The organism is Streptomyces sp. NPDC055749, from assembly GCF_053617235.1.
This window is the reverse complement of record NZ_JBSHFH010000039.1, coordinates 51,529-72,281: the sequence shown is the minus strand read 5'-3', so window position 1 is coordinate 72,281 and position 20,753 is coordinate 51,529. Positions and strand designations below refer to the sequence as shown.

Sequence of the window (20,753 nt, the reverse complement as noted above, 5' to 3'; positions counted from 1 at the left end):
TTCAAGTCCGGATTCGGCGGCAGGCGAGGTGGGGCATGCGGATCGGTGAACTGGCCCGGAGCACCGGGGTGAGCGAGCGTTCCCTGCGCTATTACGAGACACAGGACCTGCTGAGGCCCGAGCGCACCCCAGGCGGCCAGCGCGACTACGGCGACTGGGCGGTCGACCGCGTCATCCGCATCCAGGCGCTCTACGCCGCGGGGCTGAACAGCAAGAAGATCGCGCAGCTGCTCCCCTGCATGCGGGACACGGATGGCGCCCCGAGCGAGATCGCCACTCCACGGCTGGTCGACGACCTCATGGCGGAACGGGACCGCATCGACCGAATGATCAACGACCTGATCCGCTCGCGCGACGTCCTGAACGAGGTCATCGACACGGCAGTGCACAGTGATTCGGCTCAGTCGCCGCGGACGACCTGGAGCCGGTCCGCGGAGTAGTGGTCCCAGTCCGGCACGAGGTGGAAGCGCGTATGCCCGGCCAGGCTCTGGGCCGCGACGGGACTGCGGGGCGTTCCCCGGTACAGCCGGATGTCGCCGTCCTCGACGACGGAGTCCAGGGCCGGGCGGAGATCGGTGACATCCACCCCCGTCGCCGTGGACAGGCGGTCGAGCGAGGTGAACAGCTCCTCCGGGTACCCGAGGCCGTCGGTCAGGTGGCGGAGCAGGGCGTTCCGGAACGGTGTCAGTGCACTCCGGCGGCGGTACGCCCGGAACTCGGCAGCCATCTCCGCCGGCATGGCGAGGGTGTCCTCGGGACGGGGAAGCAGCTCGGGCATGGACCAGCGGCCCTCGCCGCTGGACACGATGCCGAGGGCGGCCATCGCGTCGACGAGTTCGCGCAGCGTGGTGGGTACGGGGGCGCCGGCCGCGCGCAACATGCCTTCGCAGAGAGCCTGATGCGCGACCGCCGAGGCGCGTAGCTGCTCTTCGGTCTCCCCCTCCTCGGGGTCCTCGAAGTCCTCGTCGCGCAGCCAGCGCACCGGTGCGTCCCAGCCGTGCTCCAGATCCTCGAACAAGCCGCTGAAGCTGTCGCCGAGAATCGCGCGCGTGATGTCGTCGAGCGAGCCTTCGACGCCGTGGTCGGCGGCCGAGGCGAGGATCACGGCGACCATGAACGACTGATCGCGGGGGAGCACCCAGGACCACCGGCTGCCGAACCAGTCGGAGTGCAGGGAGAAGGCGTCCCGTGCGGAGTCGGGGGTGCTCGTGAGGTCCTGTCCGATGGTCAACGTGTCCTCCAGCAAGGCTACTTACGGGACGTACGCCCGACCGGCAACGCCGGACCGGCCTTTCCCGGGTGAACGGCGAACGAGGCCCGGTGGTCACGCCTTCCGGCTCCGCCGGAGCGGGCGGGGGATACGCAACTTCCCTTGCCTGATGGGGCGTCAGGTACGACGATGGCCCCGCTCGTCATATGACGGGACGTCAGGTCAGTCAGGGAAGGAGGCCGGTCGGTGCCGATACTGCCCGCCGGGCCGCTGTCGTACGGAATGCAGCTGCCGATCCAGTCGCAGAGCACCATCTACGCGGAGAGGTGGGAGGCCGGGGCCACCCCGGACGACCTCGCCGAGATCGCCCGTACCGCCGACCGGGCCGGGTTCGGTTACCTGGCCTGCTGTGATCACGTCGGGGTGCCGCCCCGGCTCGCCGAGGCCATGAGCACGGTCTGGTACGACCCCGTGGCCACCCTGTCGTTCCTCGCTGGGGTCACCGAGCGGGTCCTGCTGATGAGCCATGTCGCCGTCGTCGGGCTGCGGCATCCGCTCGTCACCGCCAAGCAGTACGCCACGCTCGACCACCTCAGTGGCGGGCGGCTCATTCTCGGGGTGGGGGCCGGGCATGTGCGCGAGGAGTTCGAGGCGCTCGGGGTCGACTTCGACGGGCGCGGGGGGCTGCTCGACGAGAGCGTCGACGCGCTGAAGGCCGCGCTGGGGCCGGCGGAGTATCCGGAGTTCGCCGGGGAGCGGTTCTCCTTCGGCGGGCTCGGGCAGTTGCCGCGTCCTGCGCAGGAACGGGTGCCCGTCTGGGTCGGTGGGTCCTCGCCCGCCGCCGTCCGGCGGGCGGCCGTGCGCGGTGACGGGTGGCTGCCGCAGGGCGATCCGAGGAGCAGGCTGCCCGCACAGATCGCCAGGCTGCTCGCCCTGCGCGAGGAGGCCGGGGTCGAGGAGCCGATCGTCGTCGGGGCCATCACCGAGCCGCTCTACGTCGGCGAGCCGGACTGGGCCGTGGGCAGGCGTGCCCTCACCGGGAAGCCGGAGGTGATCGCCGAGTCGCTGCGCGAGTACGCGGCGATGGGCGTCCACCAGATCCAGGTGCGGTTCCGCAGCCGCGGCCGTGACGAACTCACCGACCAGATGGCGGCGTTCGCCGCCGAGGTCGCACCTCATCTCGACAGGTAGGGAGACCGGGCCATGGGCAAGCTGGACGGACGTGTCGTGTTCATCAGCGGTGCGGCGCGCGGGCAGGGCGAGCAGGAGGCGCGGCTCTTCGTCGCCGAAGGGGCGCGGGTGGTGATCGCCGACGTGCTCGATGAGCAGGGGGAGGCGCTGGCGAAGGAGTTGGGGGACGACGCTGCGCGGTTCGTGCATCTGGATGTGAGTTGCGAGGAGGAGTGGCAGGCCGCCGTTGAGGTGGCGAAGGGTGCCTTCGGGAAGATCGATGGGCTGGTCAACAACGCGGGGATTCTGCGCTTCAACGAGCTGGTGAGTACGCCGTTGGCGGAGTTCCAGCAGATCGTGCAGGTCAACCAGGTCGGGGCCTTCCTGGGGATCAAGACCGTCGCCCCGGAGATCGAGGCCGCGGGCGGCGGGACGATCGTCAACACCGCCTCGTACACCGGGCTCACGGGCATGGCCTTCGTCGGCGCCTATGCCGCCACCAAGCACGCGGTCGTCGGGCTGACGAAGGTGGCCGCGCTGGAGCTGGCGGGGAAAGGGATCCGGGTCAATGCCGTGTGTCCCGGGGCCGTGGACACCCCTATGACCAATCCGGCCGCTCTGGACCCGTCGGCCGATCCCGAGGTGACCGGCGCGGCCGTGGCCGAGCTGTACCGCAAGCTCGTGCCGCTCGGGCGGATCGGGCGGCCGGAGGAGGTGGCGGCGCTCGCGCTGTTCCTGAGCTCCGAGGACTCCTCGTACATCACGGGGCAGCCGTTCGTCATCGATGGGGGGTGGCTGGCAGGGGTCAGTCTCTTCTGAGCCCGGTAGCTGACGGAGCGTCAGGTATTGACGGGTCGAGTGGTCGGTGGAACAGTCGGTCGCATCGTGAACTGACGGTGTGTCAGAAATGATTGAGGACGGTGAACCTCCGTGGAATTCGGGCTCTTTGTGCAGGGGTACGTGCCTGCGGCGCGCGCCAAGGTAGATCCCGAGGCAGAGCACAAGGCACTGATCGAGGAGACCGAGTACGTCATCCAGGCGGACAAGTCCGGCTTCAAGTACGCCTGGGCCTCCGAGCACCACTTCCTGGAGGAGTACTCGCACCTCTCCGCCAACGATGTGTACCTGGGCTACCTCGCGCACGCCACCGACCGGATTCACCTGGGGTCCGGCATCTTCAACCCGCTCGCCCCCGTCAACCATCCGGTGAAGGTGGCCGAGAAGGTCGCCATGCTCGACCACCTGTCGGAGGGGCGCTTCGAATTCGGTACGGGGCGGGGGGCCGGCAGCCACGAGATCCTGGGGTTCATGCCGGGCATCACCGACATGAACCACACCAAGGAACTCTGGGAAGAGACCATCGCCGAGTTCCCCAAGATGTGGCTCCAGGACGAGTACGTCGGCTTCCAGGGCAAGCACTGGTCGCTGCCGCCGCGGAAGATCCTGCCGAAGCCGTACGGGAAGTCGCACCCCGCCATGTGGTACGCGGCCGGGTCGCCGTCCTCGTACGCCATGGCGGCGAAGAAGGGGCTCGGCGTGCTGGGCTTCAGCGTGCAGAAGGTCGCCGACATGGAGTGGGTCGTCGAGTCGTACAAGACGGCCGTGAAGGAGGCCGTGGCGGTCGGGGACTTCGTCAACGACAACGTGATGGTGACGTCGACGGCGATCTGTGCGGAGACGCATGCGAAGGCTGTGGAGATCGCGGTGAGCGGCGGGCTGAACTATCTGCAGTCGCTGTTGTTCCGCTACCACGACACGTTTCCTCGGCCGGACGGGGTTCCGGAGTGGCCGGAGCTGCTGCCGGAGTACTCCGAGGAGATCATCGAGCTGCTGATCGCCGAGGAGCTGATGATCTGTGGGGATCCGGACGAGGTGCTGAAGCAGTGCCGGCGGTGGGAGCAGGCGGGGGCGGATCAGTTGAGCTTCGGGCTGCCGATCGGGATTTCGCCCGAGGACACGCTGAACTCGATCAAGCTGATCGGTGAGCACGTGATTCCGAAGATCGACACGGATCCTGTCCATCGGACGAGTCGGTTCCGGGCGGGGGCCGGGGGGTTGGGGGGGGGGGGGGGGGGGGGGGGGGGGCGCCTGCGGCGGGCTGTTCCCCTACCCGCCCCTTCCCGAACCTGGGGCTCCGCCCCAGACCCCGCGCCTCAAACGCCGGCGGGGCTGAAGGTAGCCCGGCGGGGCTGGAAGTGGGGCGGCGGGGCTGGATTTTCAGCCCGTCCGGCGTTTGAGGACCGGGGTCTGGGGCGGAGCCCCAGTTCGGGAAGGGGCGGGTAGGGGAAAGGCCCCGCAGGGCCCCCGGCACCGCCCCGCCCCCCCCCGCATACCGGGCGGCGTCTTCCCGGACCGTCGCCCCGGCCGCCGGGGTGCGTACCGCGGCCAACCCGTGCGCACCCCGGCGGCACACCCACCACGAAGGGAACGAACCGTCATGCTCGACCACCTCATCCGCGGAGCGACCGTCGTGGACGGTACGGGTGCTCCCGCCTACGTCGCCGATCTCGGTATCCGCGACGGCCGTATCGCCGTCATCGCCGAGCCGGGCACCCTCACCGAGGGCGCCGTCACCAGCGAGGACGCGACCGGGCTCGTGCTCGCGCCCGGGTTCGTCGATCCGCATACCCACTACGACGCGCAGCTGTTCTGGGACCCGTACGCCACGCCCTCCATGAACCACGGCGTCACCACCGTCGCCGGGGGCAACTGCGGGTTCACCCTCGCGCCGCTGCACCCGGACCGGCCCGAGGACGCCGACTACACCCGGCGGATGATGTCGCGGGTGGAGGGCATGGCCCTCGCCGCGCTGGAGGAGGGCGTCGACTGGACCTGGTCCGGCTTCGGGGAGTATCTCGACGCCCTCGAGGGGCGGATCGCCGTCAACGCCGGGTTCATGGTCGGGCACTGCGCCCTGCGCCGGCATGTGATGGGTGCGGATGCCGTCGGGGGGCAGCCCAGCCGTGAACAGCTCGCCGCCATGACCGGGTTGCTTCACGATGCCATGGATGCCGGGGCCTGGGGGCTTTCCACCACCCAGTCCTCCACCCACGCCGACGGCGACGGGCAGCCGGTCGCCTCGCGGCACGCGCTGCCCGAAGAGCTGCTCGCCCTCTCCCGGGCCGTTGGGGAACACGAGGGGACCCAGCTCGAAGCCATCGTCGCGGGCTGCCTCGATCAGTTCTCCGACGAGGAGATCGAGCTGTTCGTGGACATGACCGCCGCCGCCGGACGGCCGCTCAACTGGAACGTCCTCACCATCGACGCCGCCGTCCCCGAACGCGTACCCCGCCAGCTGATACCCAGCGAACGGGCCCGCCGCGCCGGCGGGCGGATCGTCGCCCTCACCATGCCGATCCTCACGCCCATGAACATGTCGCTCGGCACCTTCTGCGCCCTCAACCTCATCCCCGGGTGGGGAGACATCCTCGCCCTCCCCGTGCCGCAGCGCATCGAGCGGCTGCGTGACGCGGACACCCGCGCCGAGATGCTCCGCCGCGCCGACAGCAAGGAGGCCGGTGTCTTCCGCCGCCTCGCCAACTTCGGGCGGTACGTCATCGGGGACACGTACAGCGCGGCGAACGAAGGGCTCAGCGGGCGCGTCGTCAAGGACATCGCCGCCGAGCGTGGGCTCGACCCGTTCCACTGCCTCGTCGAGATCTGCGCCGCCGACGACCTGCGTACGGTCCTGTGGCCCATGCCCACCGACAACGACCCGGACTCCTGGGCCCTGCGGCAGCGGACCTGGGAGCACGAGGACGTTCTGCTCGGCGGGTCCGACGCGGGCGCCCACCTGGACCGGATGTGCGGGGCCCCGTACACCACGCGCTTCCTCGGCGACTGTCTGCGCGGGCGCAGACTCGTCCCCCTGGAACAGGCCGTCAAGATGCTCACCGACGACCCCGCCCAGCTCTTCGGGCTGCGGGAGCGGGGGCGGGTGCAGGAGGGGTTCCACGCCGATCTCGTCCTCTTCGATCCGCAGCGCATCGAAGCCGGGCCCGCCACCCTCGTGCACGACCTGCCGGGCGACAGCCCGCGCCTGGACTCCAAGGCCATCGGCATCGTGTCCGTCCGCGTCAACGGCGTCGAGACGCTGCGCGACGACAAGGTGACCGGGGCGGTCCCGGGCACGGTGCTGCGTTCCGGCCGCGACACCCGGACGGTGAGCACATCATGAGCAGAACCCCCCAGCGTCTTTTCGTCGGTGGTAGGTGGGTCGAGCCGGACGACGGTCACTACGAGGTGATCAACCCGGCCACCGAGGACGTCGTCGGTCTCGCCCCCGAGGCGAGTCGCGAGCAGGTGTACGCGGCTGCCGCGGCGGCCCGCGAAGCCTTCGCCGGCTGGTCGCGTACCCGCCCCGAGGAACGGGCCGCGATCCTCGACCGGGCCGCCGGGATCATCCAGCGGGACGCCGCCGCGCACACCGCGCTGGCCTCGGCGGAGAGCGGCGCGACCACGGGGACGGCCGGTGGCATGCAGGTGGCCGTCGGCGCGGCCCGTTTCCGGCGGTACGCCAAGGGCGCGCTGGAGCCGGTGGAGGAGGCGATCCGCCCGCAGATCAACGAGGCCGGTCCGATGGGGCGGGCCGGGGTCTTCGGCGCGCTCGCCGTCCGCCGGCCGGTCGGGGTCGTCACCTGCATCACCTCGTACAACAACCCGTGGGCCAACGCGGCGGGGAAGATCGCCCCCGCGCTCGCCATGGGCAACACGGTCCTCGTGAAACCGGCCCCGCAGGACCCGCTCTCCGTCTACGCGATGGCCGCCGCCCTCGAAGAGGCGGGCATCCCGCCGGGCGTCGTCAACGTCGTGACCGGTTCGGGCCCCGGGGCGGGCGAGGCCGCCGTCGACTCACCCGATGTGGACATGGTCAGCTTCACCGGCTCGACCGGCGTCGGGCAGCGCATCGCCGAGGTGTGCGGGCGCTCGATGAAGCGGCAGCTGATGGAGCTGGGCGGGAAGGGCGCGGCGCTGGTTCTGAACGATGCCGACCTGGACTCGGCCGTGGCGGGCATCGGTACGACGTTCTCGTTCTACAGCGGGCAGATCTGTACGGCCCCGACCCGGGTGCTGGCGCAGCGCGGTGTCTACGACGCGCTGGTGGAGAAGCTGGCCGCGTACGCGGGGTATCTGAAGGTCGGGGACCCGACCGCGCACGGCACCGTCGTCGGTCCTGTCATCTCCGCCGACCACCGCGACCGCGTCGAGTCGTACGTCGAGCTGGGCAGGAAGGAGGGGGCGCGGGTCGTCGCGGGCGGTGCGCGTCCTGCCGGTCTCGACCGCGGTTTCTACGTCGCGCCCACCCTGCTCGCCGACTGCACGAACGACATGCGCGTCGTACGGGAGGAGATCTTCGGCCCGGTCGTGGTGGTCGTCCCCTTCGACGAGGAGGAGGAGGGCATCGCCCTGGCCAACGACAGCGACTACGGACTCCTCGACTACGTCTGGTCGGGGGATGTCGCACGGGCCTTCCGGATCGCCGGGCGGCTGCGCGCGGGCGGGGTCGGCGTGAACACCATCGGCCGGAACATGGAGGCGCCGTTCGGCGGGTTCAAGAGGAGTGGTGTGGGGCGCGATGTCGGCTCGTACGCCCTGCACGCGTACAGCGAGATGCAGGCGATCGTCTGGCCCGGCTGAGTGCGCGGACGGGGATCTGTTCGTATTGCGGACATGTACGGGAAACTTTTGAATCGGCATAAAACGGACAGTGCTGCGGTTCTCGCACGAGGTTCCGCTTGCTCGCGGGCCATTCATCGAGAGGTGTGACGCGCCCGGAGCCTTCAATTCAAGAAGGGTTGGGTGGATATTCATCTTCAATCGAAGGGTGAGACGCTGGAGTCTCACCCTCCGGATATGGATATCGCATCGCCTAACGTCCTCTCCATGACTCAGCTCGACGCGCGGCCACAGGCCGGAGACACGGTACGGGGAACCACCCCTGCCGACGGCGGTGTACGCGGCAAGGGCCTCGGCGGCAACTCCGTGGGCCTGATGGGCAGCGCCGTCATCGGCGTTTCCACGGTCGCCCCCGTGTACTGCCTGACCTCCACACTCGGCTCCACCGCCGGAGAGGTCGGCGTGCAGATGCCGGCCGTCTTCCTGGCCGGCTTCCTGCCGATGCTGCTGGTCGCCTTCGCGTACCGCGAGCTCAACCGCGTGATGCCCGACTGCGGCACCTCCTTCACCTGGACGGTGAAGGCATTCGGCCCGCGCGTCGGCTGGATGTGCGGCTGGGGTCTGGTCATCGCGACGATCATCGTCCTGTCCAACCTGGCGGGCGTCGCCACCTCGTACTTCTGGCTCCTGGCGGGCGAGATCAGCGGCAGCGCCTCGGTCGCCGCCCTGGACGACAGCAAGCCGGTCCACATCCTCACCTGTCTCGTCCTGATCGCCGTCGCCACGGCCATCAGCTACCGCGGGATGACGGCCACGAAGGGCATCCAGTACGCACTGGTCGGCCTCCAGCTCGTGGTCCTCGCGGTCTTCGTGGTCATGGCCTTCCAGAAGGCGAGCAGCGGCGCGTTCGACACGGGCCTGGACTTCTCCTGGTCCTGGATGAACCCGTTCGCGGTGCAGTCCTTCGCCGCCTTCACGGCCGGTCTGTCGCTCTCGATCTTCATGTACTGGGGCTGGGACGCCTGCATGACCACGAACGAGGAGACCGTCGGCAGCGCCAAGACCCCCGGCCGCGCCGCGCTCATCGCGATGGTCGTCCTCGTCGGCTCGTACCTGGCCACCGGCATCGCCGCCCAGATGATGGTCGGCTCCGGCGACACCGGCCTCGGCCTCGCCAACCCGGAGACCTCCGACAACGTCTTCGCCGCTCTCGCGGGCCCGGTCATGGGCCCGGGACTCGGCATCCTGCTCTTCGTCGCTGTCCTCGCGTCGGCCGCCGCGAGCCTCCAGACCACCTTCATCCCGGTGGCGCGCACGGTGCTGGCGATGTCCTCGTACGAGGCCCTGCCCGCCTCGTACGCCAAGGTCCACCCGCGGTTCAAGACCCCGGGCCGCGCGACGGTCACGGCGGGCGTCGCGACCGGCACGTTCTACACGGTCATGACCCTGGTCAGTGAGAACGTCCTCGTCGACACGATCTACGCCCTCGGCCTGATGATCTGCTTCTACTACTCGATCACGGCGTTCGCCTGCGCCTGGTACTTCCGCCGCGAGCTGTTCCGCTCGGCCCGCGACTTCGTCTACAAGGGCCTGTGCCCGATCCTCGGCGGCGTCCTGCTGACCGCGGTCTTCGGCAAGACCCTGTACGACATGTGGGACCCGGCGTACGGCTCCGGCTCCTCCGTCCTCGGCGTCGGCTCGGTCTTCGTCATCGCCGTCGGACTGCTGCTGCTCGGCGGCGTGCTGATGCTCGTGATGCAGCGCCGCAGCCCGGCGTTCTTCCGCGGCGAGGTGCTGACGCGGGAGACCCCGGCGCTGGTCGTCGCGGACTGATCCGAGCATGGCGGGGCTCAGCCCGCGCGCCAGTAACCCAGGGCGTTCACGCGGTCCTTGGGGACGGCCAGGTCCTTTCGCGCGTACGCGGACAGGGACCTGGTCGTCGCCGTGTCGCAGGCGATCCAGACGTACGCGTCGGACGGGTCGGCACCGAGCAGCTCCGGCAGGGCCGCCTTCACCTCGGCCACCAGGTGCGCGCCGGCCTCGCGGCGCGGGACCTTGTGCAGGGTGTGGTGGGCCGGGTCCAGGCGGAACGGCAGCTTCTCGTCGGAGGGGTGCGTCGTCTCGAACCAGATCGTCGCCGGGGTCCCCGGGACCGCGTCCAGCAGGGAGTTGATCGCGGGGAGCGACGCGGTGTCGCCGATCACGAACAGCCGGGCCGGGGCGGGATCGGGCAGGGTGAAGCCGGTGCCCTGGAGGGTCGCGTCGATGGTGTCGCCGGGCTGTGCGGTACGGGCCCAGTCGCTCGCGGCGCCGTCGTGGAGCGCGAATTCCAGACTGAACGTGCCGGCGGCCGGGTCAGGGTCGACCAGGGTGTAGGCGCGCTGGTGGGGCTTCCCCGCCTGCTCGAACCAGATGCGCACCCACATCGTGGGGTGTGCGCCGCCGGTCGCGGCGAGCAGCCCGCCGTCCGTCATGTGTACCCGGCGGAAGTCCTCGGTGACCTGCTCGGACCCCGTAACGGTGAACGTGAAATCGCGCCCCCGCATCAGCTTGAGGACGACGCCCTCCCAGCCATGACCCACGACTGATCCCTTCCCTGTCCCCTGCCCCGGCATGCCTTCTTAGGTAGGCGCTTTAGGTTAGGCTAACCTAAATTGATGGGGCGGGGGAGTGGAGATGGGGACTGTGGGCGGATCAACGACCTCGGAGGCCGGTTTCGAAGTCTTCAGGGACGACTGGGGGATACCCCACCTGCGGGCGGAGAGCGCACTCGCGCTCGCACGCGCGCAGGGCCACAACGCAGCGACGGACCGCGCCTGGCAGGTCGAGACCGAACGCCACCGGCTCCAGGGCACCACGGCCGCGTTCCTCGGTGAAGAGGCGCTGGCCTGGGACACGTTCGCCCGGCAGGCCCGGCTCGACGACACCGCCCGGCGCTGCTTCGACCGCCTCGACGCCGGGACCGCGGCCTGGGTGACGGCCTACGTCGACGGGGTCAACGCCGGACTCGGCGAAGGGGCCCTCGCGGCACCGGAGTTCGCCGCCACGGGGATGGAACCCGGCCGCTGGCAGCCGTGGACACCGCTCGGGGTCTGGCTCTCCACCCACATCCTGTTCGCGGGCTTCCCCACGAAACTCTGGCGCGAAGAGGTCGCACGACGGCTCGGCGACGACGCGATCACCCTCTTCGCGACCGACGGTCCCGGCACCTCCGGCAGCAACGGCTGGCTCCTCAACGGGGAACGCACCGTCACCGGCGCCCCGATCATCGCGGGCGACCCCCACCGCTTCATCGAGGACCCCGGGGTCTACCAGCAGATCCACCTGGCCTGCCCCGAGTTCGACGTGGTGGGCCTCGCCGTCCCCGGGGTCCCCGGCATCGCCCACTTCGGTCACACGGGCGGCGTCGCCTGGGCCATCACCAACGCGATGGCCGACTACCAGGATCTGTACCGGGAGCAGTTGCGGCGTACGGAGGACGGCGGCGTCGAGGCGCTCGGCGCCGAGGGCTGGGAGACCGCCCACGCGCACACCGAGACGATCGAGGTGGCGGGCGGCGAACCGGTGACGGTCGAGGTCGTCGAGACCGGGCGCGGCCCCGTGATCGCGGGCGGCGGCGTCGGTACGGATGCGGTAGCGGAAGCTCTCAGCCTCCGTTACCCGCCCCGCGTCACCGGCTCGCTCGGCTTCGATGTGCTGCCCGCCCTCCTCCGGGCCCGCAACGTCGCCGACCTCGACGCCGCGCTCGACGGCTGGGTCGAACCCGTCAACGTCGTGCTCGCCGCCGACACGACCGGCGCGACCCTGCACCGGGTCGCCGGGTACGTACCCCTGCGCCCGCGCGAGAACCAGCTGCGCGTCGTCCCCGCCCACGACCCCGCGTACGCCTGGAGCGGCCAGCACGCGCCCATGCCGCGCACCGGGTCGGGGGCCGACGCGAGCGGTACGGCGGTGATGGCCAACGAGCGCGGCCTCGCCGCCCCGCTGGGCGTCGAGTTCGCCCCCGTGCACCGGGCCGAGCGCATCCGCGAACTGCTCGACGGGGGCGGGCGCTGGACCGTCGAGAGCATGGCGGGTATCCACACCGACACCCGTCTCGCCTCGGCCCGGCCGCTGTTGGGTCTGCTGGCCGAAGCGGCGGAGCTGAGCCCGGGGGCGGCGGGACTGCGCGGCAGGCTGCTGAGCTGGGACCGGCACATGGAGGCCGACAGCACGGACGCCACGCTGTACTCGGCGCTGCGCGCGGAGGTCGTCCACCGCCTGGCGGCCCACCCCGCGCTGGCCTCCCTCACGGGGGCCGCCGACCCCTACCGCAGCACCGCGTACCCGGAGCTGTTCCGCCCCTGGCTCGCCGCCGTGCCGAGGGTCGGGTACGCCCTGGAGACGCTGATCGGCCACCAGCTCTTCCCGTACCAGGACCGGTTGACGGCCGTCACCGAGGCCGTGGAGGCCGTCGCTGCCCGGTACGGCGAAGGGAACCCGCCCCGCCCCTGGGGCGAGGTGCACCGCCTCGCGCCCTGGCAGGCGTGGCCGGGCACCGACCCCGACCCGGAGGCGAGCAGGCCGGGCCTGGCGGGCGACCACGACTGCGTGCTGTCCACCTCCAGCGTCCCCGGCATCACCGACCACAGCGCCCGCGGTCCCGCCGCCCGCTACGTCTGGGACCTGGCGCGCCGCGAGGACAGCCTGTGGGTGATCCCCTTCGGTGCGTCCGGGATACCCGGTGACGCCCACCACCGCGACCAACTCCCGCTGTGGACAAGGGGAGGGCTCGTCCCCGTGGTCACCGACTGGAATCTGCTGCACCGCGACCGACCCGAGGAGAGAACCGAAGTGACCGCAGCACGCCCCGAAGCCCGTCCCGCAGAACATCCCGCAGCCCGTCCCTCCGCACCCGACCGGCGCGAGACCGTGTACGAGCAGAAGGTCGACGGCTTCGGGACCGTGCGCCTCGTCGACATAGTCCCCGACGCCGACGTCGACCTGATCCACAGCTGGGTCTGCGAGGAGCGCGCCCGCTTCTGGGGCATGACCGGGTCGAGCCGCGAGGAGGTCCTGGAGGCGTACACCTTCCTCGACTCGCTCACGACGCACCACGGCTATCTGGTCCTGCGGGACGACGTCCCCGTCGCGATCTACCAGACGTACGAACCGGCCGAGGACCCGCTCGCCGAGTGCTACGAAGTGCTGCCCGGTGACTTCGGCGTCCACCTCCTGATGGGTCCCAGCGACACGGCCGAGCCCGGTTTCACCGGCGTGCTGCTCTCGGTGTTCGTCGCCCATGTCTTCAGCGACCCGGACCATCTGCGGGTCGTCGTCGAGCCCGACGCGCGCAACGAGCGGGCGGTCGCCCGGATGGTCAGGGCGGGCTTCACGCTCGGACCGGAGGTCGACAAGCCGGAGAAGCGGGCGAGGCTGGCCTTCCTGGAGCGACCCGCAACCTCGCTTCAGGAGTGACCGGCAACGTCACTTCAGATACGGCTTGAGCGCCTCGCCCCAGGTGTCCGCCACCTTCGTATAGGCCTTCTCGCAGCCCTTGGTGCGCTTCTCGGGAAGCAGGTCCGGGCCGACGATGTCCTGGTACCCGTCGGGATCGGAGCCGTACACCCAGCACGCCCACGCGTAGAACTGCGCGCTGTCCACGGCGTGGTCCTCGGCGAAGGCGGTCCGGGTGCTGCCGTCCGTGCCCCGGACGGCCATCTCCGCCCAGGCGTCGGCGATGCCGACGACGAAGTCCTTGTCGTCGTCGTCCGTGGTGACGAGGACGGCGGAGACCTGGTTCACGTCCTTCTCCCCGTCCCCGTCGACCGGCATGCCGTACATCGCGATCAGACCGTGACTCAGCTCGTGCGCGAGAACGCCGTTGGTCAAGGCGATGAGGTCGGCGGCGGAGTTCTCGTACGCCGGGGCCATACGTCCGAGGAACTCGTAGCAGTACGTGATCGCCCTCGCCGTCGGGTCCCAGTACGCGTCGGTCGTGCCGCAGCTCTTCGCCTCGACGGGCACGTCGTAGGGGAGTGCGACACGGCTGTTCGCGTACGTGGCGAAGCCTTCGAGGGTCTCGTTCTTCCGGAGGAACGCCTCCGTCTCACGGTCCGCCGCCGTCAGGCCCTCGGTGTACGTCACGACGAGCTCGCCCTTCCCCGCCGGGGACGCGGCCGGTGAGGTCGCCCTCGCGCGCGCCGCCGCGACGGCCGCGGAGGGTTCGACGCCGCTGCCTCCGCCCTCCGCCCCGCCGGACGAGCAGCCCGCCGACGACAGCCCCAGCGCGGCGGCGAGCACGGCCGCTCCGGCCGCCCGCCGCACCACCCGCGCTCGGTCCCGCGCACCGCTCCACGTGCCGTTCCAGGTCCGTGCCCGGGTTCGCATCGAAACTCAGCCCCTCACCGTCGGCGGTCGGTCCCCCCACGACGGTCCGGGACACCGCCGGGGAGGGCCACCGTTCACGGGCCGTTCGGGTGAATGACCGGCGCCCCGGGAAGGCGGGAGAAGACGGGATGGAAGTGTCCTGCCCGGGGCTCGGATTCAGCGGTCCGACGGCATACGTTTGAGCCCTACCGGTCGACGACGGAGGTGCCCCCGTATGCGGATCGCCACAACGATCTTCCTCACCGATCAGACGATCACGCCGGTCGCGCTCGCGCGAGAGCTGGAACAGCGGGGTTTCGCAGGGCTCTATCTGCCCGAGCACACCCACATCCCGGTGAGCCGGGACACGCCCTACCCGGCGGGCGGCGAGCTGCCTCCCGAGTACGGCCGGACCCTCGACCCCTTCGTCGCGCTCGGCCAGGCGGCGGCCGTGACGGAACGCCTCGCGCTCGGCACGGGCATCACGCTGGTCGCCCAGCACGACCCGATCGGTCTGGCCAAACAGATCGCCACGCTCGACCACCTCTCCGCCGGCCGTTTCACCCTCGGCGTCGGCTTCGGCTGGAACGTGGAGGAGGCCGCGGACCACGGCGTCGTCTGGTCGAAGCGCCGGGCACTCGGCCGGGACCGGATGGCGCTGATGCGGGCGCTCTGGGCGGACGAACCGACCTCGTACGAGGGTGAGTTCGGCTCGGTGCGGGCGAGCTTCGCGTACCCGAAGCCGGTCCAGAAGCCGCGCGGTCCCGTGACCGGACCGCGCACCCTGGTCGGCGGCGCCGCGGGCCCGAAGCTGTTCGAGCAGATCGCGGAGTACGCGGACGGCTGGATGCCGATCGGCGGGCGCGGCCTGTCGGAGTCCGTACCGGAGCTGCGGCGGGTCTGGCAGGCGGCGGGCCGGGATCCCCAGCACCTGCACGTGGTGCCGTACGCGGTCCTGCCGAACCCGGGGAAGCTCGCGCACTACGCGGATCTGGGCATCGAGGAGGTCGTACTCCAGCTGCCCCCGGAGCCCGCGCCGGAGGTGCTGCGGGTGCTGGACGCGTACGCGGCGCACTTGTAGGACGTGAGGGAGGGGCCGGACGGTGGTCCGGCCCCTCCCTGCTGTCCGCTTCGCTACTTCGTCACGTTGATCGCGTTCCAGGCCGAGGTCACGCCCTGCTGCTCGGCGCTTCCCGCCCCGTACAGGTCGCCCGCGGCCTGCAGGGTCGCCGCGCGGGCTCCGGCGTAGTCGGTGGAGGAGGTCATATACGTGGAGAGGGCCCGATACCAGATCTTGTACGCCTTGTCCCGGCCGATGCCCGTGACGGTGGAACCGTCGGCGGTCGGGGAGTCGTACGAGACGCCGTTGATCGTCTTGGCGCCGCTGCCCTCGGACAGCAGGTAGAAGAAGTGGTTGGCCGGACCGGACGAGTAGTGCACGTCCAGCCTGCCGACGGACCTGGACCAGTAGTCCGCCGACGAGCCGTCCCTGCTCGGCCGGTCCATGTAGCGCAGCGGGGTGCCGTTGCCGCGGATGTCGATCTTCTCGCCGATGAGGTAGTCACCGGCGTCGGCGGAGTTGTTCGCGTAGAACTCCACCGAGGTGCCGAGGATGTCGCTGGTGGCCTCGTTGAGGCCGCCCGACTCCCGGCTGTACTTCAGCCCGGCGGTGGCCGCCGTGAGCCCGTGGGTCATCTCGTGCGCGGCGACGTCCAGCGAGGTGAGCGGCTTGAGGTTGTTCGCCCCGTCGCCGTACGTCATGCAGAAGCAGTTGTCGGACCAGAACGCGTTGACGTACGCGTTGCCGTAGTGGACGCGGGAGTAGGCGGCCTTGCCGTCGCCCGCGATGCCGTTGCGGGCGAACTCCGTCTTGTAGAAGTCCCACGTCACACCGGCGCCGTAGGCGGCGTCGACACCGGCCGTCTGACGGTTGGCGGTGGTGCCGCTGCCCCAGACGTCGTCGGCGTCGGTGAAGAGCGTGCCGGTGCCGGACGTGCCGCCGTTGAGGTCGTACGTGTTGTGCCCGCCGCGGCCCGCGTCGGTGAGGCTGTAGGAGGAGCCGCTGAGGGTGGTGCCCAGGGAGACGGTGCCGCTGTACTGGCTCGTGCCCGTCCCGGTGTGGATGCCCTCGTACGAGTAGAGCTTCTTGCCGCTCGTGGCGTCGGTGATGACGTGCAGTTCCTGGGGCGTGCCGTCGGCCTGTGTGCCGGTGACGACCGTCTCGTACGCGAGGACGGGCTTGCCGTCCGCCGCCCAGACCACCTTGCGCGCACCCGGGGCCGCGGCGACGGACGCGGTGGTCGTCGGGAGCGATATCCGCTCGGAGCGCGCGCGGGATATGCCCTTGAGCGAGCCGTCCTTGCGGTGGTGGGTCACCAGGTCGCCGCCGAGTACGGGGAGACCGTCGTAGGTCCGCTCGTACCGGGTGTGGACGGTGCCGTCCGAGTCCTTCATCACATCGCGGGCGACCAGTTTCTCCTGTGCACCGAGCCCGATCTGCCGTGCCGTGGTGACGGCCCCGGCCTGCGCGTCCTTGATGGCGGTCGCCCTGGCGGAAGCGCTGAGCGGCAGGGCGGTGGCCCCGGCCCCGCGGTCGGCGGCCGTGGAGTCGGCGCTGGCGGGTGCGCCCTGTACGGCGACAACGGCCATGGCAGCAGAGGCGACAAGTGCGGCAGCACGCAGCGTGGTTCTCACGCGGTCTCTCCTTCACTCGGTTCGTGGGGGGTGCGCCGGTGAGAATGGCACCGAAAGAACGTTCGTGACAGAGACCTGACAGACATGTGACCTTGTCGGCCCGGTGATAGCCGGATATAGGCCGGTATGCCGTGACCAGGGGAAACCCTCCCGCTGCAACCGTGCGAGCCGAAGTGGCATCCTTCAACACTGGAGATCGAAGCGCGGACCGCCTCCACCGATGCGTGAGCGGCCGTCAGAGAACTGGGGGAGCCATGAACAGGCCGCTACGGCACATCGCCATCTTCTGCGGGCTGTTGGTGCTTGCCCTTCTGCTGCGGTCGAACTGGCTGCAATTCGCCCAGCGCGAGGAGCTCGCGAACCACGAGCACAACCGCCGGGTCAAGATCACACAGTTCGCCACCCCGCGCGGCAACATCATCGTCGGCGGCAACGAGATCACCGGCTCGAAGGCGGTCGACGGCACCGACTTCAAGTACCAGCGCACGTTCAAGAACGGGCCGATGTACGCACCGATCACCGGCTACGCATCCCAGGCCCAGGGCATGTCCCTCCTGGAGAAGACGTACGACGAGGTGCTCAGCGGCCAGGACGAACGGTTCGCCTTCCGGCACGCCAAGGACATCCTCACCGGCGAGCCGCGACGCGGCGGCAACGTGATCACGACCATCGACCCGAAGGCGCAGGAGGCCGCGTACAAGGGCCTGACGGACATCGACGCCCGGGGGGCGGTGGTCGCCCTCGACCCGGCCACCGGCAAGGTCCTCGCGCTCGCCTCCACCCCCTCGTACGACCCCTCGGTCTTCGCCGGCAACTCCTTCAAGGAGGGCGACAAGTTCCAGGCGCTGGTGGACGACAAGAGCAAGCCGCTCGCCAACCGTCCGCTGCGCGAGACCTTCCCGCCCGGCTCCACCTTCAAGATCCTCACGGCGGCCGCCGCCCTGGAGCACGGCGTCATCACGGACGTCGACGCGAAGACCGACGCGGTCTCCCCGTACCCCCTCCCGCTCTCCACGAACAAGATCAGCAGCGAGGCGGGTGACCAGGCCTGCAACAAGGCGTCCCTGAAGACGGCCATGCAGTTCTCCTGCAACAACGTCTTCCTCGACGCGGCGGCCAAGCTGGGCGACGACAAGATGCGCGAGACGGCGGAGAAGTTCGGATTCAACTCCGACGTCTACTCGGAGGACTTTGGCGACATGCTCGCCACGAAGAGCCTCTACCCGGACGAACTGGACAAGCCGGGCACCGCGCTGACCGGCATGGGTCAGGGCTCCCTCACCAGCACGCCGATGCAGATGGCGATGGTCACGGCGGCCATGGCCAACAACGGCAAGCTGATGCAGCCGTACATCGTCGACGAACTCAAGGGCCCCGACCTCTCCTCGCTTGAGCAGAACGAGCCGCAGCTCATGAGCCAGGCCGTCTCCGAGGAGACCGCGAAGAAGGTCCAGGAGATGATGGAGTTCACCGCCGCGGAAGGCAGCGCCCAGAAGGCCCTGATCGACGGCGTGACGGTCGGCGGCAAGACCGGCACCGCGCAGCGTGGCGTGGACGTGCGCAAGGAAGTCCCGTACGGCTGGTTCGTCTCGTACGGCAAGAAGGCCGACGGTCAGTCGGTGGCGGTCGCGGTCTTCATCGACCCGACGGCGATGGACATCTCCCGCGAGGACATCTCGGGTGGCGGGCTCGGCGCCCCGATCGCGAAGAACGTGATGAAGGCGGTCCTGGGGAAGTAGGCCCTGTTACTCGGGCCCGGGCCTACTTCCCCAGCGAGGCCCTAGGGCCTCCCTCGTATGGCACCGGCCCGGGTCTCCCCGGGACCGGCGCCGCCCTAGGTCAATTTCGTCCAGCGCTGCGACGACTCCCCGGCGCATGTGGACGTCACCAGGAAACTGGTCGTGCCCAGGTCCAGGCAGCCGCCGTTGGAGACGCTCACGAGGCTGCCGCCCGAGCCGTTGCGCCAGACCCGGCCCGCCTCCTGGGCGCAGTCGCCCACGAAGACGGCCTGGCCGGGCATGTTGGCGTACAGGCACTGGCCGGTCTGCTGGTTGACGAGCTTGAAGCCGCCGGACTGGCTCCGCACGGTCCACCGGGCGGTCGAGTCCGAGCAGGAGCCGTGGTCCGAGCCGCCGTACGTCTGGGTGATGCAGTCGCCGATGTCACCGTTGCGGTAGCGGTAGGTGCCGGAGGGGGCGGGGGGCGGGGCGGCCGAGGACGGGGCGCTGCCGCCCGCGCCGGATACGGCGGCTCCACCGGAAGCGTCGGCGCCGCCACCCGAGTCGCTGCTCCCGCCGGTGTCGTCCTGCGCGCCTGATCCGGTGCCGGTGCCGCCGGCCGCGGCCTGGGAGTCGCCCGCCCCGCCCGGCTCCTTGCCTCCGCCGCTCGCCGCGTCGCTCTCCCCGGCCTGCTCCTTGCCCCCGTCCTTGTCCTCGCCCTTTTCCCCGGTCTGGTCCTTGGCGGGGGTCCTGGCCGGCGGGGCCGTGCCGGCCGGGGTTCCGCCTGCTGCCTGTCCGGGGTCGGCCGGTGCCGAGACCGAGGCCGACGGGCCGGGATTCTCCGTGGCCCCCGGAGAGGACACGTAGGGCAGGAGCTGGATGGCGAGGGTCGTGCCGCCCACGGTGACGGCGACGGGGACGACGGCGAGGAAGAGGCGCTTACGGCGAGGGCGCCCGGGCTCCGGCTTCTTCTGCCCCGCCTCGGGGCCCTGCTCCGGTTCCGGGCTTCCGCCCCCGAGCGGAACGGTCGGTGTGTCGATCTTCTGCGTGCTCGCGGCGAAGGCGGCACGCTCGGCCAGCCGCTCCGTGATGACCGCGGGCCACAGAGGCCCCGTGGACGGACCTCGCCGCGAGGCGCTCTCCACGAGCTCGGCGGCGGTCGGGCGGCCGTCCGGGTCCTTGTCGAGGCAGGCCGCGAGAAGCTCGGCGAGATGGGGGTCCAGCTCCCGCAGCGGCGCCAGGTCGGGCTGCTCGTGGACGATGCGGTAGAGCACACCGTGGCCCGAGTCGTCGCCGAAGGGCGGCCTGCCGCACGCCGCGTAGTTGAGCGCCGAGGCCAGCGCGAACACGTCGGTTGCGCCGCTCAACCCGCGTGAGCCCGAGGCCTGTTCGGGCGCCATGTAGGCGGGTGTGCCCACGACCATGCCGGTTCTGGTCAGCTGGCTCTGCTCGGTGGCGCGGGCGACGCCGAAGTCGATGAGGGTGAGCCCGTCGAGGGTCAGCATGACGTTGGAGGGTTTGATGTCCCGGTGCACCATGTCCAGCGCGTGCACCGGCGCCAGGGCGGCAGCCGCCTTCCGCAGCAGCACCCAGAGCGCGGAGGCGGGCAGGGAGCCGCCGTGCAGCTCGACGGCCTGGCTGAGGGTGAGCCCGGGAACGTACGCGGTGGCGAACCACGGGGGCATCGCGGTGCGGTCGCTGGCGAGCAGCGGTGCGGTGGCCTCCGCGGGGAGCCGGGCCAGGTTGTCCAGCTCGTGACCGAACCGGCGCACGAAGTCGGCGTCCTCGCCGACGACGGAGGAAAGCAGCTGCTTGACGGCCACGTACCGTCCCTCGTGGACGCCGAGGTACACCCGCCCCATGCCGCCGGCCCCGAGCCGCCCCGCCAGCGGTATCGATCCGATCCGGAGCGGGTCACCCGCCTCCAGGGGCTCGGCCCCGCTTCCCCCCAGCTCGAACACGTCAACCCCGTAAAATTGGAATCAGTTTCTAGAAAC

The 20,753-nt window shown here is 70.6% G+C and carries 14 protein-coding genes and 1 pseudogene; 10 read left to right on the top strand and 5 right to left on the bottom strand.

Annotated features, from left to right (window positions below; all coding sequences use genetic code 11):
• Positions 1-35 precede the first annotated feature (35 nt).
• Complete coding sequence (locus ACWGO0_RS26075; RefSeq protein ID WP_453539749.1) at positions 36-440, top strand: MerR family transcriptional regulator; 405 nt, start codon at positions 36-38, stop codon at positions 438-440.
• On the opposite strand, the gene ACWGO0_RS26070 is transcribed toward ACWGO0_RS26075, so the two are convergent.
• Positions 401-1,231 carry a DUF6042 family protein gene (locus tag ACWGO0_RS26070; protein WP_453539746.1) on the bottom strand — a complete coding sequence of 277 codons (831 nt, stop codon included), beginning with the start codon at positions 1,229-1,231 and terminating at the stop codon, positions 401-403. The two genes, ACWGO0_RS26075 and ACWGO0_RS26070, sit on opposite strands and share 40 nt — an antisense overlap.
• Positions 1,232-1,456: 225 nt before the next feature.
• Between ACWGO0_RS26070 and ACWGO0_RS26065 the strand changes: the two genes are divergently transcribed.
• From ACWGO0_RS26065 to ACWGO0_RS26040, 6 genes and pseudogenes are all read left to right on the top strand, one after another.
• Complete coding sequence (locus ACWGO0_RS26065; RefSeq protein ID WP_453539743.1) at positions 1,457-2,401, top strand: LLM class F420-dependent oxidoreductase; 945 nt, start codon at positions 1,457-1,459, stop codon at positions 2,399-2,401.
• Positions 2,402-2,413: 12 nt separating this feature from the next.
• Positions 2,414-3,199, top strand: coding sequence for an SDR family NAD(P)-dependent oxidoreductase (locus tag ACWGO0_RS26060; RefSeq protein WP_453539740.1), 786 nt, complete (start codon positions 2,414-2,416; stop codon positions 3,197-3,199).
• Between the two features lie 111 nt (positions 3,200-3,310).
• Positions 3,311-4,429, top strand: a pseudogene (locus ACWGO0_RS26055) (LLM class flavin-dependent oxidoreductase); the annotation flags it as partial.
• A gap of 388 nt (positions 4,430-4,817) precedes the next feature.
• Positions 4,818-6,557, top strand: a complete 1,740-nt coding sequence (locus ACWGO0_RS26050) for an N-acyl-D-amino-acid deacylase family protein (RefSeq protein WP_453539737.1) — start codon at positions 4,818-4,820, stop codon at positions 6,555-6,557.
• Positions 6,554-8,017 (top strand): aldehyde dehydrogenase family protein, encoded by a 1,464-nt coding sequence (locus tag ACWGO0_RS26045; protein ID WP_453539734.1) that lies wholly within the window; start codon positions 6,554-6,556, stop codon positions 8,015-8,017. The genes ACWGO0_RS26050 and ACWGO0_RS26045 overlap by 4 nt, the downstream gene beginning before the upstream one ends.
• Positions 8,018-8,263: 246 nt before the next feature.
• Positions 8,264-9,829 (top strand): APC family permease, encoded by a 1,566-nt coding sequence (locus tag ACWGO0_RS26040; RefSeq protein WP_453539731.1) that lies wholly within the window; start codon positions 8,264-8,266, stop codon positions 9,827-9,829.
• Between the two features lie 17 nt (positions 9,830-9,846).
• Here the strand turns inward: ACWGO0_RS26040 and ACWGO0_RS26035 are convergent, their stop codons facing one another.
• Positions 9,847-10,578: a siderophore-interacting protein gene (locus ACWGO0_RS26035; RefSeq protein ID WP_453539729.1), complete on the bottom strand. Its 732-nt coding sequence runs from the start codon at positions 10,576-10,578 to the stop codon at positions 9,847-9,849.
• Between the two features lie 94 nt (positions 10,579-10,672).
• Between ACWGO0_RS26035 and ACWGO0_RS26030 the strand changes: the two genes are divergently transcribed.
• Positions 10,673-13,453: a GNAT family N-acetyltransferase gene (locus ACWGO0_RS26030; protein WP_453539726.1), complete on the top strand. Its 2,781-nt coding sequence runs from the start codon at positions 10,673-10,675 to the stop codon at positions 13,451-13,453.
• Positions 13,454-13,462: 9 nt separating this feature from the next.
• On the opposite strand, the gene ACWGO0_RS26025 is transcribed toward ACWGO0_RS26030, so the two are convergent.
• Positions 13,463-14,365: a DUF4344 domain-containing metallopeptidase gene (locus ACWGO0_RS26025; protein ID WP_453539723.1), complete on the bottom strand. Its 903-nt coding sequence runs from the start codon at positions 14,363-14,365 to the stop codon at positions 13,463-13,465.
• Positions 14,366-14,579: 214 nt separating this feature from the next.
• Between ACWGO0_RS26025 and ACWGO0_RS26020 the strand changes: the two genes are divergently transcribed.
• Complete coding sequence (locus tag ACWGO0_RS26020) at positions 14,580-15,425, top strand: LLM class F420-dependent oxidoreductase (RefSeq protein ID WP_453539720.1); 846 nt, start codon at positions 14,580-14,582, stop codon at positions 15,423-15,425.
• Positions 15,426-15,478: 53 nt separating this feature from the next.
• Here the strand turns inward: ACWGO0_RS26020 and ACWGO0_RS26015 are convergent, their stop codons facing one another.
• The gene (locus tag ACWGO0_RS26015; RefSeq protein WP_453539779.1) at positions 15,479-16,993 is read right to left on the bottom strand and encodes a M4 family metallopeptidase; all 1,515 of its coding nucleotides are present in this window, start codon (positions 16,991-16,993) and stop codon (positions 15,479-15,481) included.
• A 299-nt stretch (positions 16,994-17,292) separates the two neighbouring features.
• Here ACWGO0_RS26015 and ACWGO0_RS26010 point away from each other — a divergent pair, with 299 nt between their 5' ends.
• The gene (locus ACWGO0_RS26010) at positions 17,293-18,777 is read left to right on the top strand and encodes a peptidoglycan D,D-transpeptidase FtsI family protein (protein ID WP_453539717.1); all 1,485 of its coding nucleotides are present in this window, start codon (positions 17,293-17,295) and stop codon (positions 18,775-18,777) included.
• A gap of 95 nt (positions 18,778-18,872) precedes the next feature.
• Here ACWGO0_RS26010 and ACWGO0_RS26005 read toward each other — a convergent pair whose 3' ends face one another.
• Positions 18,873-20,717: a protein kinase domain-containing protein gene (locus ACWGO0_RS26005; protein ID WP_453539714.1), complete on the bottom strand. Its 1,845-nt coding sequence runs from the start codon at positions 20,715-20,717 to the stop codon at positions 18,873-18,875.
• Positions 20,718-20,753: the final 36 nt, after the last annotated feature.